17 protein-coding genes are annotated in these 15,465 nt (G+C 62.4%); 10 read left to right on the plus strand and 7 right to left on the minus strand.

The window, feature by feature from the left end; translation table 11 throughout:
- Window positions 1-3 precede the first annotated feature (3 nt).
- From nuoH to BI347_RS10670, 9 genes are all read left to right on the plus strand, one after another.
- The gene (nuoH, locus tag BI347_RS10630; RefSeq protein ID WP_071112547.1) at window positions 4-1,050 is read left to right on the plus strand and encodes an NADH-quinone oxidoreductase subunit NuoH; all 1,047 of its coding nucleotides are present in this window, start codon (window positions 4-6) and stop codon (window positions 1,048-1,050) included.
- Between the two features lie 29 nt (window positions 1,051-1,079).
- On the plus strand, window positions 1,080-1,559 hold the full coding sequence (gene nuoI / locus BI347_RS10635; protein ID WP_204378076.1) for an NADH-quinone oxidoreductase subunit NuoI: 480 nt from the start codon (window positions 1,080-1,082) through the stop codon (window positions 1,557-1,559).
- A gap of 9 nt (window positions 1,560-1,568) precedes the next feature.
- On the plus strand, window positions 1,569-2,210 hold the full coding sequence (locus tag BI347_RS10640; RefSeq protein ID WP_071112549.1) for an NADH-quinone oxidoreductase subunit J: 642 nt from the start codon (window positions 1,569-1,571) through the stop codon (window positions 2,208-2,210).
- 27 nt (window positions 2,211-2,237) lie between these two features.
- Window positions 2,238-2,543: an NADH-quinone oxidoreductase subunit NuoK gene (gene nuoK / locus BI347_RS10645; protein ID WP_043580285.1), complete on the plus strand. Its 306-nt coding sequence runs from the start codon at window positions 2,238-2,240 to the stop codon at window positions 2,541-2,543.
- 32 nt (window positions 2,544-2,575) lie between these two features.
- On the plus strand, window positions 2,576-4,627 hold the full coding sequence (gene nuoL / locus BI347_RS10650; protein WP_071115857.1) for an NADH-quinone oxidoreductase subunit L: 2,052 nt from the start codon (window positions 2,576-2,578) through the stop codon (window positions 4,625-4,627).
- A gap of 40 nt (window positions 4,628-4,667) precedes the next feature.
- Window positions 4,668-6,164, plus strand: a complete 1,497-nt coding sequence (locus BI347_RS10655) for an NADH-quinone oxidoreductase subunit M (protein WP_071112551.1) — start codon at window positions 4,668-4,670, stop codon at window positions 6,162-6,164.
- 20 nt (window positions 6,165-6,184) lie between these two features.
- Complete coding sequence (gene nuoN / locus BI347_RS10660; protein ID WP_071115858.1) at window positions 6,185-7,639, plus strand: NADH-quinone oxidoreductase subunit NuoN; 1,455 nt, start codon at window positions 6,185-6,187, stop codon at window positions 7,637-7,639.
- A gap of 13 nt (window positions 7,640-7,652) precedes the next feature.
- Window positions 7,653-7,949 carry a DUF2818 family protein gene (locus BI347_RS10665; protein WP_071112553.1) on the plus strand — a complete coding sequence of 99 codons (297 nt, stop codon included), beginning with the start codon at window positions 7,653-7,655 and terminating at the stop codon, window positions 7,947-7,949.
- 155 nt (window positions 7,950-8,104) lie between these two features.
- Window positions 8,105-8,839 carry a ribonuclease T2 family protein gene (locus BI347_RS10670; RefSeq protein WP_083338819.1) on the plus strand — a complete coding sequence of 245 codons (735 nt, stop codon included), beginning with the start codon at window positions 8,105-8,107 and terminating at the stop codon, window positions 8,837-8,839.
- Window positions 8,840-8,902: 63 nt separating this feature from the next.
- On the opposite strand, the gene BI347_RS10675 is transcribed toward BI347_RS10670, so the two are convergent.
- The 5 genes from BI347_RS10675 to BI347_RS10695 form a co-directional block, all read right to left on the minus strand.
- The gene (locus BI347_RS10675) at window positions 8,903-9,559 is read right to left on the minus strand and encodes a DUF799 domain-containing protein (RefSeq protein WP_071115859.1); all 657 of its coding nucleotides are present in this window, start codon (window positions 9,557-9,559) and stop codon (window positions 8,903-8,905) included.
- 9 nt (window positions 9,560-9,568) lie between these two features.
- Entirely contained in the window at window positions 9,569-9,937 is a 369-nt protein-coding gene (locus BI347_RS10680) for a DUF4810 domain-containing protein (protein ID WP_071115860.1), read from the minus strand.
- A 21-nt stretch (window positions 9,938-9,958) separates the two neighbouring features.
- The gene (locus BI347_RS10685) at window positions 9,959-10,627 is read right to left on the minus strand and encodes a CsgG/HfaB family protein (protein ID WP_071112556.1); all 669 of its coding nucleotides are present in this window, start codon (window positions 10,625-10,627) and stop codon (window positions 9,959-9,961) included.
- Between the two features lie 145 nt (window positions 10,628-10,772).
- Entirely contained in the window at window positions 10,773-11,639 is an 867-nt protein-coding gene (locus tag BI347_RS10690; protein ID WP_071115861.1) for a lipid A biosynthesis lauroyl acyltransferase, read from the minus strand.
- Entirely contained in the window at window positions 11,636-12,529 is an 894-nt protein-coding gene (locus BI347_RS10695) for a lysophospholipid acyltransferase family protein (protein WP_071112558.1), read from the minus strand. The genes BI347_RS10690 and BI347_RS10695 overlap by 4 nt, the downstream gene beginning before the upstream one ends.
- 77 nt (window positions 12,530-12,606) lie before the next feature.
- Here BI347_RS10695 and metK point away from each other — a divergent pair, with 77 nt between their 5' ends.
- Entirely contained in the window at window positions 12,607-13,776 is a 1,170-nt protein-coding gene (gene metK / locus BI347_RS10700; protein WP_071112559.1) for a methionine adenosyltransferase, read from the plus strand.
- Window positions 13,777-13,855: 79 nt separating this feature from the next.
- Here metK and BI347_RS10705 read toward each other — a convergent pair whose 3' ends face one another.
- Both BI347_RS10705 and BI347_RS10710 read right to left on the minus strand, forming a co-directional pair.
- On the minus strand, window positions 13,856-14,464 hold the full coding sequence (locus tag BI347_RS10705) for a GGDEF domain-containing protein (RefSeq protein WP_158020766.1): 609 nt from the start codon (window positions 14,462-14,464) through the stop codon (window positions 13,856-13,858).
- Window positions 14,464-15,318, minus strand: a complete 855-nt coding sequence (locus BI347_RS10710; protein WP_071115863.1) for a histidine kinase N-terminal 7TM domain-containing protein — start codon at window positions 15,316-15,318, stop codon at window positions 14,464-14,466. The genes BI347_RS10705 and BI347_RS10710 overlap by 1 nt, the downstream gene beginning before the upstream one ends.
- Window positions 15,319-15,465: the final 147 nt, after the last annotated feature.

Below are 15,465 nucleotides of genomic sequence, written 5' to 3' on the forward strand. Positions count from 1 at the left end.
ACCATGGAGTTCTTGCAAGGTATTCTTGGCAATGACGCGGGGCTCGTGGTGTGGACCCTGCTGAAGATTGTCGCCATCGTATTGCCGATGTTGGGTTGCGTCGCCTACCTGACGCTGGCCGAGCGCAAGGTGATCGGCTACATGCAGATCCGGATCGGCCCGAACCGGGTCGGTTATTTCGGCCTGCTGCAGCCTATCGCCGACGCGGTCAAGCTGCTGATGAAGGAAATCATCCTCCCCACCAACTCCAGCAAGGGTCTGTTCCTGCTGGCGCCGGTGCTGGCCATCGGCCCCGCGCTGGCGGCCTGGGCGGTGATTCCGTTCACCGAGAACCTGGTGGTGGCCAACGTCAACGCCTCGCTGTTGTACATCCTGGCGTTGACCTCGATGGGCGTTTACGGTGTGATCATCGCCGGCTGGGCGGGCAACTCGAAGTACTCTTTCCTGGGCGCGATGCGCTCCGCCGCCCAGATCGTGTCCTACGAGCTGGCGATGGGCTTCGCGCTGGTGGGCGTCTTGATGGTGTCCGGCAGCCTGAACCTGGTCGACATCGTCAAGCAGCAGTCGTTCGGCATGGGCGGCGGCTCGCTGCTGTCCTGGAACTGGATCCCGCTGTTCCCGCTGTTCATCGTCTACCTGATCTCCGGCGTGGCCGAGACCAACCGCGCGCCGTTCGACGTGGCGGAAGGCGAATCGGAAATCGTCGCCGGTTTCCACGTGGAATACTCGGGCATGGCCTTCGCCATCTTCTTCCTGGCCGAATACGCCAACATGATCCTGGTCGCCGCGCTGACCTCCATCCTGTTCCTGGGTGGCTGGCTGTCGCCGTTCCCGGCGTCGTGGGCGCTGCTGGGCGCCGGCGGTTTCCACTGGCTGGCGATCAAGGTGTCGCTGGTGCTGTTCTGCTTCCTGTGGTTCCGCGCCACTTTCCCGCGCTACCGCTATGACCAGATCATGCGCCTGGGCTGGAAGGTGTTCATTCCGGTGACCCTGGTTTGGATTCTGGTGGTGGGCGTGTGGATGTTTACCCCGCTGTCGATTTGGCACTGAGACAGGGGATAGGTGAAAAAATGAATTCGATCCGCAACTTTTTCAAGACCTTCCTGCTGGTGGAGTTGGTCAAGGGCCTGATGGTCACTGGCCGCTACTTCTTCGCCCGCAAGATCACCGTGCAGTTCCCGGAAGAGAAGACGCCGATCTCGCCGCGTTTCCGCGGCCTGCACGCGCAGCGCCGCTACGCTAACGGCGAAGAGCGCTGCATCGCCTGCAAGCTGTGCGAGGCGGTGTGCCCGGCATTGGCCATCAGCATCGAATCGGAGCAGCGCGATGACGGCACCCGCCGCACTTCGCGCTACGACATCGACCTGACCAAGTGCATCTTCTGCGGCTTCTGCGAGGAAGCCTGTCCGGTGGATGCGATTGTGGAAACCCACATCTTCGAATACCACGGTGAAAAACGTGGCGACCTCTACTACACCAAGCCGATGCTGCTGGCGATTGGCGACAAGTACGAGGCCGAGATCGCTGCCAACAAGGCAGCCGATGCCAAGTATCGCTAAGGGGAGGCCATGAACCTTACAACGGTAATTTTCTACGTTCTGTCCGCCATCCTGATTTTCGCCGCGCTGCGCGTGGTGACGGCCAAGAACCCGGTGCACGCGGTGCTGTATCTGGTGCTGGCCTTCTTCACCAGCGCCGGCCACTGGCTGCTGCTGGAGGCGGAGTTCCTGGCGATCACCCTGGTGCTGGTCTACGTCGGCGCGGTGATGGTGCTGTTCCTGTTCGTGGTGATGATGCTGGACATCAATATCGAGAAGCTGCGCGAAGGCTTCTGGAAGAACCTGCCGGTGGCCGCCACCGTCGGTTTGATCATGGTGTTCGAGATGGCGCTGATCCTGATGAGTCCGGCCGCAGGCCTGGGCGAGTTCAAGGCCGCTGCGCCGCTGGCCGCCGACTACAGCAACGTCAAGGTGTTGGGCCATCAGCTGTACACCACCTACCTGCTGCCGTTTGAAATCGCGGCGGTGGTGCTGCTGTTGGCCATGGTGGCCGCCATCGGCCTGACCATGCGCGCGCGCAAGGACAGCAAGGCCATCGATCCGGCGATCCAGGTGAAAGTCCGTCGTGAAGACCGCGTCCGCATCGTCAAGATGGACGCCGTAAAACAAGTGGAAGAGGCCGCGGCCGATTCCGGTGAGCAACAGGCCTGACGGCCAATCAACCACAAGGGAGGAAACGTGCTGACACTGACTCACTTTCTGGTGCTGGCCGCCATCCTGTTCGCCATCAGCGTGCTGGGGATTTTCCTGAACCGGAAAAACCTGATCGTGCTGCTGATGGCCATCGAGCTGATGCTGCTGGCGGTGAATTTCAACTTCATCGCGTTCTCGCATTACCTGTCGGATTCGGCAGGCCAGATCTTCGTATTCTTCATCCTGACGGTTGCCGCCGCCGAGTCCGCCATTGGTCTGGCGATCCTGGTGGTGCTGTTCCGCAACCTGCAGAGCATCAACGTTGAAGACTTGGGCAGCCTCAAGGGCTAAGGCAAACCGGAACCTTTACAAAGCACAAAAGCATGGATATGAAGAGCTTATACCTGCTGATTGCACTCGCTCCGCTGGCGGGTTCCATCATTGCAGGCCTGTTTGGATGGGCGATCGGACGGCGCGCTTCGCACGTCGTGACGATAGCCGGCGTGGCGGTTTCCGCCGCGCTGTCGCTCAAGGTGCTTCTGTCGTTCCTCAATGGATCGGCGGAGGTTTTCAACGGACCGGTTTACACCTGGCTGACGGTCGGGGGCTATGAGTTCTCGGTAGGCTTCCTAGTGGATTCGCTGACTGCGATCATGCTGGTGGTGGTCACCAGCGTGTCGCTGATGGTGCATATCTACACCATTGGCTATATGCAGGAAGACCCGGGCTACCAGCGCTTCTTCAGCTACATCTCGCTGTTCACCTTCTCGATGCTGATGCTGGTGATGAGCAACAACTTCGTCCAGCTGTTCTTCGGCTGGGAAGCTGTGGGCCTGGTGTCCTACCTGCTGATCGGTTTCTGGTTCAAACGCCCGACGGCGATCTACGCCAACCTGAAGGCCTTCCTGGTCAACCGGGTCGGCGATTTCGGTTTCCTGCTCGGTATCGGCATGGTGCTGGCCTACTTCGGCGGTTCGCTGAACTACAGCGACGTGTTCGCCGCCGCTCCGGCGCTGGCGCACAAGACCGTCACCATCATCCCGGGCCACGAGTGGTCGCTGCTGACCGTCACCTGCGTGCTGCTGTTCATTGGCGCGATGGGTAAGTCGGCGCAGTTCCCGCTGCATGTGTGGCTGCCTGACTCGATGGAAGGTCCGACCCCGATCTCCGCGCTGATCCATGCCGCCACCATGGTGACGGCCGGCATCTTCATGGTGTCGCGGATGAGCCCGTTGTTCGAGATGTCCGACACCGCGCTGAACGTGGTGCTGGTGGCAGGCTCGATCACCGCGCTGTTCATGGGCTTCCTCGGCATCGTGCAGAACGACATCAAGCGCGTGGTGGCCTACTCCACGCTGTCGCAGCTGGGTTACATGACCGTGGCGCTGGGCGCGTCGGCCTACCCGATCGCGATGTTCCATGTGATGACCCACGCCTTCTTCAAGGCGCTGCTGTTCCTGGCGGCCGGCTCGGTGATCATCGGCATGCACCATGATCAGGACATGCGCAATATGGGCGGCCTGCGCAAGTACATGCCCATCACCTGGATCACCTCGCTGCTGGGTTCGCTGGCGCTGATCGGCACGCCGTTCTTCTCCGGCTTCTACTCCAAGGACTCGATCATCGAGGCGATCGCCGCTTCGCATCTGTCCGCGGCCGGCTTCGCCTACTTCGCCGTGATCGCCGGCGTGTTCGTCACCGCCTTCTACTCTTTCCGCATGTACTTCCTGGTGTTTCACGGCAGGGAGCGCTGGATGGAGAACCATGGTTCGCAGCACGCGCACCATGGCGACCATGAGGACGAAGAGGAGTCGCACGACCACCACCACGGCCTGGGCCCGAACGACAAGCCGCACGAAAGCCCGTGGGTGGTGACCCTGCCGCTGGTGCTGCTGGCCATCCCGTCGGTGCTGGTCGGCTTCTTCGGCATCGACAAGCTGGTCTACGGCGACTTCTTCAAGGGCGCGCTGTTCGTCAACAACGAAGCGCACCCGGCGATGGAAGAACTGGCGCACGAGTTCCACGGCGCCGTGGCCATGGGCCTGCACTCGTTCACCAGCCTGCCATTCTTGCTGGCGCTGGCCGGCGTGGTTACCGCCTGGTACTTCTACATGAAGGCGCCGCATATTCCGGCCGCCATCAAGAAGAAGTGCGCCCCGGTCAACAAGCTGCTGGAGAACAAGTACTACCTGGACGAGATCTACTTCGCCGTGTTCGCCAAGGGCTCGCGCGCGCTGGGCACCTTCTTCTGGAAGATCGGCGACATGCTGCTGATCGACGGCTTGCTGGTCAACGGCACCGCCAAGCTGGTGGGTTGCGTTTCCGCCGTCACCCGCCGTCTGCAGACCGGTTTCATCTACAGCTACGCCACCGCGATGATCATCGGGGTGCTGGGCCTGATGACCTGGTGGTTCCTGCCGCTGATCTTGCGCTGAGTCCGGGCTTCGGGATTGAAATAACAATATAGGTTTGATTATGTTCACAAATCTGTTAAGTCTGGTGATCTGGACGCCGATACTGGCCGGCCTCGTGGTGCTGGCCACCGGCGGCGACCAGCGCGCGCCGCTGGCGCGCTGGCTGGCCGTGGCGGGGGCCCTGGCGGGCTTCCTGCTGTCGGTGCCGCTGTTCACCGAATTCAACAACCTCAACGGCGGCATGCAGTATGTCGAGATGAAGCCGTGGATCGCCGCGCTTGGCATCAACTACCACCTGGGCGTGGACGGCATCTCGATGCTGTTCGTGGTGCTCAACAGCTTCACCACGCTGTTGGTGGTGATCGCCGGCTGGCAAGTGATCCAGAAGCGCGTCGCGCAGTACATGGCCGCCTTCCTGATCATGTCGGGCCTGATCAACGGCGCCTTCGCCGCGCTGGACGCCATCCTTTTCTACGTCTTCTTCGAAGGCATGCTGATTCCGATGTACCTGATCATCGGCGTCTGGGGTGGTCCGCGCCGCGTTTACGCGTCGATCAAGTTCTTCCTGTACACGCTGCTGGGCTCGCTGCTGATGCTGGTGGCGCTGATCTACCTGTATTTCCTGGCCGGCAAGAGCTTCGATATCCAGTCCTTCCACGCCATCGCCAAGATCCCGCTGACCGCGCAGCTGTTGCTGTTCGGCGCGTTCTTCCTGTCGTTCGCGGTGAAGGTGCCGATGTGGCCGGTGCACACTTGGCTGCCGGACGCCCACGTGGAAGCGCCGACCGGCGGTTCGATGGTGCTGGCGGCGATCACGCTGAAGATTGGCGCTTACGGCTTCCTGCGGTTCGCGCTGCCCATCCTGCCGGACGCCTCGCGCGAACTGGCGCCCATCATCGTTGGCCTGTCGCTGGTGGCGGTGGTCTACATCGGCCTGGTGGCGCTGGTGCAGTCTGACATGAAGAAGCTGGTGGCCTACTCGTCCATCTCGCACATGGGCTTCGTCACCCTGGGCCTGTTCATGTTCACCGGTTCCGAATTGAACCAGTGGGCGGTTGAAGGCGCGCTGGTGCAGATGGTGTCGCACGGCTTCGTTTCCGCCGCGATGTTCTTCTGCATCGGCGTGATGTACGACCGCGTGCACAGCCGCAACATCGCCGACTACGGCGGCGTGGCCAACAAGATGCCCATCTTCGCAGCTTTCATGATGCTGTTCGCGATGGCCAACTCCGGCCTGCCGGCCACTTCCGGCTTCGTCGGCGAGTTCATGGTGATCATGGGCGCGGTGCAGGTGAACTTCTGGTACGCCGCGCTGGCCGCCACCACGCTGATCTTCGGCGCCGCTTACACGCTGTGGATGTACAAGCGCGTGATCTTCGGCGACGTGGCCAACGACCACGTCGCGGCGTTGAAGGACGTCAACAAGCGCGAGTTCCTGGTGCTGGCCATCCTGGCGCTGATGGTGCTGGGCATGGGCCTGTATCCGCAGGCTTTTGTTTCCAAGATGCACCTGGCGGTCAATGACCTGATCGCGCATGTTGCGCAGACCAAGCTGTAAGGGCGGAAGGAATAAACACAATGAATTGGGCTGATCTCAACCTGATACCCGCCATGCCCGAGCTGTTCCTGATCGGCGCGCTGCTGGTGGTGTTGATGCTGGATCTTTTCATCCCCGATGAAAAGCGCGGCATCACCTACGGCCTGACGCTGCTGACCCTGGTCGGCACGGCGGCGGTGCAGGTATACACGTTTACCCCGTATCCGGTGACCACTTTCTCCGGCATGTACGTCGCCGATCCGCTGGCCAACCTGGTCAAGCTGGCGATGTACGGCGTCACTGCCATGGTGCTGGTCTACAGCCGCCAGTACACCGCCGACCGCGGCCTGTACAAGGGCGAGTACTTCTCGCTGGCGCTGTTCGCGCTGCTCGGCATGAACCTGATGGTGTCGGCGTCGCACTTCCTCAGCCTGTACATGGGCCTGGAGCTGCTGTCGCTGGCGCTGTACTCGCTGATTGCGCTGCAACGCGATTCGGTGGCCGCCACCGAATCGGCGATGAAGTACTTCGTGCTGGGCGCGCTGGCTTCCGGCTTGCTGCTGTACGGCATCTCGATGATCTACGGCGCCACCGGCACGCTGGAGCTGGCCGGCGTGGCCAAGTCCATCAAGTCGCACTCGGCCAATGGCCTGCTGTTGATCTTCGGCCTGGTGTTCATCGTCGCCGGCCTCAGCTTCAAGCTGGGCGCGGTGCCGTTCCACATGTGGGTGCCTGACGTCTACCAGGGTTCGCCGACTTCGGTGACGCTGATGGTGGGCGCGGCGCCCAAGCTGGCGGCCTTCGTGTTCGCGCTGCGCATCCTGGCCCAGGGCCTGGACGTGCTGGTCGGCGACTGGCAGGCGATGCTGGTGATCGTGGCCGTGCTGTCGATGGCCATCGGCAACATCACCGCCATCGTGCAGACCAACATCAAGCGCATGCTGGCCTATTCCACCATCTCGCACATGGGCTTTTTGCTCCTGGGCGTGCTGGCCGGAACCCAGCAGGGCTATTCGGCGGCGCTGTTCTACGCCGTGGTCTACGTGGCGATGTCCATGGTCGGCTTCGGCATCATCCTGGCGCTGTCGCGCAAGGGCTTCGAATGCGAGAACATCGACGACCTGAAGGGCCTGAACAGCCGCAACAGCTGGTACGCGCTGCTGATGCTGCTGGCCATGTTCTCGATGGCGGGCATCCCGCCGCTGGCCGGCTTCTACGCCAAGTTCGTGGTGATCAAGGCCATCCTGGACATCGGCATGGTCAAGCTGGCGGTGTTCGCGGTATTGATGTCGGTGATCGGCGCCTTCTACTACCTGCGCGTGGTCAAGGCCATCTACTTCGATGATGCCGTCGACAATAGTCCGATCGTGGTCCGCGGCGACATGAAGCTGGTGCTGTCGATCAATGCGCTGGCGCTGCTGGCGGTGGGCGTGATGCCGGAATCGGTGCTGGAGCTCTGCCTGCAGGCGATGCGCCAGTCGCTGACCCTGATCTGACGGGATAAGGCGCATGCAAACCAGCATCACCATCCTGCTCCTGCTGGCCGTGGCGGCCGCCAACCTGCCCTTCGCCACCACCCGCGTGGCCGGTTTCGTCAAGGTGGCGCGCAAGCATTTCGGCTGGCAGGCGCTGGAGCTGGCGGTGCTGTTTCTTCTGGTGGGCGGCCTGGCCAGGTTGCTGGAGGCGCGGCAGATGCCGGTGCACGAGCAGAACTGGCAGTTTTACGTCACCACCTTCGCGTTGTTCCTGGTGGCGGGCTTCCCGGGCTTCGTCTACCGTTACTTCTGGCGCAAGCCGGGGCAGTAGCCGCCGCCGGCGGTTCTGAAAAAGCACTGCATGCGCAGTGCTTTTTTTATTTAGATTTGTTGCGGCGCTTGCTTTTTTGCGGCGGCGGGTTGACATTGTCATGACTTGTGCGCGCCGCCCGCACGCGATGCGGGTCAATCTTATCCACAACCATCATGCTCAAATTCCTGCGTTGCCTTATTTCCGTTCTGCTGCTGGCCGGAGCGGCCCAGGCCAAACCGCTGCAGCCCGCCAGGCACGGCGATTTCATCCACTACACTTACGCGCTGACCTGGCAGCCAGGCTTCTGCGCGACCGGCGACGGCTGCCTGCCCGATCAGCCCAAACAGCAGCTGATCGGCCTGCACGGACTGTGGCCGTCGCTGCCGCAAAGCCTGATCCAGCAGGGCGTGCCGGTGCAGCAGTGGTGGGCCAAGGGTTGCGGCTTCTTCCCCCACACGCTGGCCATCCCCTTGCCTCCGCCCGAACTGAGAGAGCAGCTGCGGGAGGTGATGCCGCAGTTGAAGGACGATTTGTACACTCATGAGTACGTCAAGCACGTGCAGTGCTTCGGCTTCGGCGCCAGCGAATTTTTCGGCGCGGCGATGAATATGCGCCAGGCCGTCGTCGACAGCGGCTTCGGCGCCTACCTGCTGGCGCAGGCCGGCCAGACGCGCAGCCGCGAGGAGCTGGCGGCGGAGTTCTCCAAGGCCTTCGGCACCAACCAGGTCCGTTCGCTGCAGTTGCAGTGCGGCAAGGACGGGCGGCAGCGCAATGTGCTGACCCAGGTCTGGTTCACGCTGCGGGCGGACAAGCTGGAAGATTTTCCCAAGGCGGATGCCTTCGTCAACACGCCGGACGGCGAGTACGAAGACAGCTGCGGCCAGCCTTTCCTGATGCCCGGCTGGTGAGCGCGGCGTAAAAAAAACCGCCCGGCGGATGCCGGACGGCTTTCTTGCGCATGGCGGCAAGGCTTAGTCGGTGCCGTAGCGCGGCGAGCGCGGGCCGTACAGCACGCCGTTGGCCTGTCCGCCGGACAGCAGCATATTGCTGGTCATGCCTGCCACCGGGTAGGTGGCGTCGCTGGCGCTGTTGACGATTTGCTTGATCGCGGCGCTGACCAGCATGCCGATCAGGCCGCCGCCGGAGTTGTTGTTGGCGGCATTGTTGCCGTAGGCGCTGCCGGCCCAGATTTCCTGACCGGTCTTCAGGTCCACCAGCCTGGCCTTGACCGAGACTTCCGCCACGCTGTCCAGCACGCTGTAATGCACGCCGTAACGGTTGACGGTGGCGTACAGCGCGGCGTCGGCGCCGAAAATCTGGCGCAGCTTGGCCGGCGGCACCTGCTGGATGTCGTTGGCCATGGTCAGGCCGTTCTGCTTGAAGGTTTCGCTGACCAGCGTCACCGGCAGCACATAGTAGCCGGCCTCGGCCAGCGGATAGCTCATCTGCGACAGCATGCCGTTGGTGGCGTTGACGTCGGGCGACTCGTTGAGCGGCGGCAGGATCAGGATGGAGCGCGGACGGCTTTGCTTGTAGGCGGTGTAATCGCGCTTCACCGGAGCGGCGCAGCCGGTGGCCAGGATGGCGAGCGTGGCGGCGGCGCCGATTTTTGCAAGGTGCTTGAACATGGTTTTTCCTTATTTCTTCAGCTTGGCCAGCAGGAAATCCATGTAGGCGGCCGACTCCGGGAACAGTTTCTTTTCGGTCTGCAGTTCCTGAACCATCTGGTCAGGCTTGCCGGCCGAGGCGTACAGCAGGCCGAGGTGGGCGTGGTAGCCCGGCGGCGGCATATTGCCCTTGGCCTCGATTTTCTGCAGGCCTAGCTCCATCACGTCAATCTGCTTCTGCGCGTCGGCGCCGTCGCTTTTCAGATAGCTGTAGACCTGCGGCTGATAGCCTTCCCATTGGTACAAGGTTTGGGGGGCGGTGCCGCAGGCGCTCAGCACGGCTGTGCCGGCCAGCAAGGCCAGCATGCCGCTGTATTGTTTTATCTTCTTAGTGTTCATTGTCTCTATCGCTGAGGGTGATTACTTGCCGGGCTGCCAGGCGCCGGAGTCTATGCCGTTGACCAGATTGTTCACCGCCTCGCGCACCGCCAGGTCCAGTACCTTGCCGTTAAGCGTGGAGTCGTAGCTGGCGGTGCCGCCGAAGCCGACGATTTCGCGGTTCGACAGGCTGTACTCGCCGGCTCCCTGGGCGGAGTACACCACTTCCGAGGTCAGGGTGTTGACCACGTTGAGGCTGACCTTGGCGTAGGCGATCTGCTGCTTGCCGCGGCCGAGGATGCCGAACAGCTGCTGGTCGCCCACTTCCTTGCGGCCGAACTCGGTGACGTCGCCGGTGACCACGTAGTCGGCGCCCTTCAGCTTCTGCGCCTGCTGCTTCAGGCCGGCTTCCTGCTTGATTTCCTGCATATTGTCGCGGTCTAGCACATTGAAGCGGTTGGTCTGCTGCAGATCGGTGATCAGGATGGTCTTGGCCTGGCTGCCCAGATGGTCGACGCCGTCGGAGAAGATGCCGCGCATGAAGCTGGAGCGGTTGTCGAACTTGCCGACTGCGATCGGCGCGCGCGCGCCGCTGTAGGGCTTGCCGGCGCTGGCGACTTGCGCGACGGCCAGGGTCTGGGAGCTTTCGGTGGCGCAGCCGGCCAGCATGGCGGCGGTCAGCAGCGCCGGGGCGATATGCTTGATACGCATGGATTGTCTCCAGTAGCTTGGTATGTAATTGAATTGAAAAAAGATTAACAATATAGCGCAATGCCTGTGAAACATTGTTGCGTAATGGTTGGCGAACGGTGATGGGGAGGACGGCCGGGCGCGGGGCCCGGCCGGGAGCGCGAGCTCAGTAGAAGCGGGCTTCGCCTTGCGGGCGGTTCTTGAAGCGTTTGTGCAGCCAGAAATACTGGTCGGGGATTTCGCGGATGCGTTCCTCCAGGAAGGCGTTCATGCGGCGGGTATCCGCTTCGACGTCCTCGCTGGGATAGTGGTCCCATGCCGGGTAGAACTCCAGCTCGAAGCGGTCGCCGACGCGGCGGGCGATGGCCGGCACCACCTTGGCGCGCGCCAGTTTGCTGATGCGCGACAGGCCGGTGATGGTGGCGGCTTTGACGCCGAAGAAGTCGACGAACACCGAGTCGCGTACGCCGAAGTCCTGGTCCGGCAGGTAGAGGAAGGGCGCATGGTCCTTGCGCATCGCCTTGATGATGGGGCGCAAGCCCTCCTGGCGCGACACGATGTAGGCGTTGTCGTAGCGTTGGCGGCCGGCGTAGATCTGGCGGTCCAGCGTGTCGTTCTTCTGGTGCGAATAGACGCTGACCAGCGGAATGTACTGGTTGAGCGCGTACACGCACATCTCGAAGCCGACGAAGTGCGGATAGAACAGGATCACGTCTTCGCCTTGATCGCGCAGGTCGGTGACGTAATGCAGGTTCTTGATGGTGACCAGCTGGTCTATGCGCTGGGCGGAACTCCACCACACCACGCCATATTCCAGCACCATCCGCATCATGTGCTGGCAGTTCTTGCGGATCAGCCGGCGCCGTTCGGACATCGGCACCTGCGGAAAACATAGCCTGAGGTTGATCAGGCCGACGCGGCGGCGGCCGCGGGCCAGCAGGTAGGCCAGATTGCCAAGGCCGCGGGCCAGCAGGCCGATGACCGGCATCGGCAGCAGGCGGATCAGCCAGAGCAGGGCGAAAGCGAGTTTCATGCTTGTCCTTGTTGATTGTCTGGCCGGATGACGCCGGCCGGGCATTTGTAACGGTTGTAGCTCCACAGGTATTGGCTGGGGAAGCGTCGGATCAGGTTTTCCACTTGGGCGTTCATCTGCGCGCAGTCGGCGTTCTTGTCGCCGCTGAACGGTTGCGCCAGCGGTTCGATATGGACGGCGAAGCCCTGGCCCTTAGGCAGGCGTTCGCCGACGAAGAACAGCGTGGTGACGCGGCTCATCTGCGCCAGGCGCGGCACCAGCGTCATGGTGTAGGCCGGCTGACCGAAGAAGGGCGCCCATATGCCCTCGCCGTTGCCCGGCACCTGGTCGGGCAGGATGATGGTGGCCTCGCCCGATTTCAGCGCTTTCATCAGCACTCGTACGCCGGCTGAGGTGGCCGGCGCGGTCTTGCCCTTGCCGCGGGCGCGTCCGGCCTGCATCACCGGTTCCAGCCAGGTCAGCTTGGGCGGGCGATACATGGCGGTCAGCGGAAAAGGCAGGCGCGAACTGATGTAGCGGCCGGCTATGTCGTAGCTTCCCAGGTGCGGAGTGACAAAAACTATGCCATGATCATCAATCAGCGCCTGTTCGACATATTCCCAGCCATGGCAGACTTTGACCATGGCGGCGATGTCTTCCGGGCTGCGGCACCAGGCGATGGCCAGCTCCAGCGCGCCCTTGCCGGTTTCCGCGGCGCTGCGTTTGACTTCACGTGGTAAAACCTGATACTTTTCGAAGATTTTACTAGAACTTAAATTCTCTCGCAGCCGCATGGCGAAGCGCGGAGAAGCATGATAAGTCAGTCGTCCTAGAACGGCACCCAAACCTTGTAGCCAGGATAGGGGCAGGTGCGCCAGGAAAGACAGCAGTAGATGGACTAGCTTGGACATATGAAAGCGCAGTCTTGGTCTCAAAGCGACCTATTTTATCATCACAAGGTTTTGTATTTTTTGGGAACGCAGAATAAATGAGTGAATACCTGTTTACCTCGGAATCCGTATCCGAAGGTCACCCGGACAAGGTCGCCGACCAGATATCCGACGCCATCCTCGACGCCATCCTGCGCGAGGACAAGCACGCCCGGGTAGCGGCCGAGACTCTGGTCAATACCGGATTGGTGGTGCTGGCCGGTGAAATCACCACCAGCGCCAATGTCGACTATATCAAGATCGCGCGCGAAACCATCAAGCGCATCGGTTACGACGACTCGGAGCTGGGCTTCGATTTCCGCGGTTGCGCGGTGATGGCCTGCTACGACAAGCAGTCTCCGGATATCGCCCAGGGCGTGAACGAGGGCGAGGGCCTGGATCTGAACCAGGGCGCCGGCGACCAGGGCTTGATGTTTGGCTACGCTTGCGACGAAACCCCGACGCTGATGCCGTTCCCGATCTACTACGCGCACCGTCTGGTGCAGCGCCAGGCGGAACTGCGCAAGGATGGCCGCCTGCCGTGGCTGCGCCCGGACGCCAAGAGCCAGATCACCTGCGTTTACGATGGCGCCACCGGCCTGCCCAAGCGCATCGATACCGTGGTGCTGTCCACTCAGCACAGCCCGGACATCGACCACAAGACGCTGACCGAGGCGGTGATCGAAGACATCATCAAGCCGGTGCTGCCGCCGGAAATGATCACCGCGGAAACCAAGTTCCTGATCAACCCGACTGGCCGCTTCGTCATCGGCGGCCCGATGGGCGACTGCGGGCTGACTGGCCGCAAGATCATCGTCGACACCTACGGCGGCGCGGCTCCGCACGGCGGCGGCGCGTTCTCCGGCAAGGATCCGTCCAAGGTTGACCGTTCCGCCGCCTACGCTGGCCGCTACGTCGCCAAGAACATTGTCGCCGCCGGCCTGGCGCGCCAGTGCCAGATCCAGGTGTCGTACGCCATTGGCGTGGCCGAACCGACCTCGATCGCGGTGGATACCTTCGGTACCAACAAGATCCCGAACGAAAAGATCGTGGAATTGGTGAAGAAGCATTTCGACCTGCGTCCGAAAGGCATCATCCAGATGCTGGACCTGCTGCGTCCGATCTACGGCAAGACCGCCGCTTACGGCCACTTCGGCCGCGAAGAGCCGGAGTTCAGCTGGGAGCGCACCGACAAGGTGGAGGCGCTGCGCGCCGACGCCGGGCTGTAAGCGCGATTCCGCAAAATAAAAACCGCCGGTTTCGGCGGTTTTTTCGTTTCCGCCGTTCAAGGCGGCGCGGTTCAGGCGCTCAGACGGCGGCGCGCACGCTGCAGTTTTTGCCGGCGGCCTTGGCCTGGTACAGCGCCTTGTCGGCATGGTGGTATAACTGCGCCAGTGTTCGGCCGTGGCGCGGCAGCGCGGCGATGCCGCAGGAGAAGCTGGTATGGAAGCGCTGCTCCTGGCCGGAATGGCTTAGCCGTGAAAAGCTGTCGCGCCAGTGTTCGACGCGCAACTGCGCCTGCTCGGCGTCGCTGCCGGGCAGCAACACCAAAAATTCCTCGCCGCCAAGCCGGCAGACGATGTCGGCGGCGCGGCATTCCCGTTGCAGCAGCCGCGCCAGCGCCTGCAACACCTGGTCGCCCACCTGGTGGCCATGGCTGTCGTTGATGCGCTTGAAGTTGTCCAGATCTATCATCGCCACCGCTATCGGCCGGTTGTCGCGTTCGGCGCGGCGGCTTTCGCGCGCGAAGGTCTCATCCAGATAACGGCGGTTGAACAGGCCGGTCAGCGGATCGCGCAGCGTCTGCTGGCGCAGCGCCGCCTGAAGTTGCTCGATTTGCGCCAGCCGTTCTATCAACTGCTGATTGGCGCTTTTCAGCGCGTCCTCCGCTGCGCGCCGCTGGGTAATGTCGCGCATCACCAGCATGCGGGTATGGCTGGGCTGCCTGCCCTGTAAGCGCGTATGTCCAGAATGATGCCGCTGTCCGGCACCATCAGCTCAAGGTGCCGGCCTTCCTTCTCCAGCATGGCACCGCCCAGCCAGGGCGCGGGCAGCGCGTTGCCTTGCAGCTGCCGCGCCGGTTTGCCCAGCATTCGCGCGCCGGAGGGATTGATATCGAGGATGCGCAACTGTTGATCCACCACCACAATGCCGTCGCCCATCGCTTCGAAGGCGCGGGTGCGCGCCACCGGCACCAGATAAAGCTGGCGCAGGTAGAGCAGATCTATGGCGAACACCATGCCGGTGAAGGCGAAGGAGTGCGGCGTGGGGTCGAGTCCCCGCAGCGGGAAGGCGCCGCTCAGGTAGAGAATATTTCCCAGCCACGGGGCGACCGCGCTAAGCATCAGGGTAATGAACTGTCCGCGGAAATGCGCCGGATAGTAGTGCAGCGAGCGGATCAGCAGCAGGCTTCCCAGCAGCATCATCAGATAGGAATAGCCGGCCACGCCCAGCCAGAACACCGGCCCGTGGCCGTAGATCAGCAGGTTGTAGCCGGAGGGGCTGGGCCGGTAGCTGGTCCAGACCAGATGATGGTATTCGTTGCCGGCGGCTAGCAGCAGGCAGGTCAGGGGGATGGCGAACAGGGTAGCCAGCCAGTAGCGGCGGCGCATCAGGTCGATGTGGTTGTAATCCAGCGCCAGCAGCAGGAACAACACCGGGGTGCCGAGAGTGCCGATGTATTCCACCTTGGACCAGAATATCTTGGCGGCTAAGCTGGTGGCCGATAGTTCGCACATGGCGCCGCCGGCCCAGAAGGCGACTGCAGCCATCAATAGCGCCAGCTAGCGCACCCCGGCGAATTGCCTGCGGTTCCAGGCGATGATGCTGATGGCGGCGGAGAGCAGCGCCGCCAGGCCCGACAGGGCGGCCAACGGGGTGAATGTGAAGGACATGGTCTGACGAACGATGAAAAGACG

It is taken from the genome of Chromobacterium sphagni (assembly GCF_001855575.1).
Classification (GTDB): Bacteria; Pseudomonadota; Gammaproteobacteria; order Burkholderiales; family Chromobacteriaceae; genus Chromobacterium; species Chromobacterium sphagni.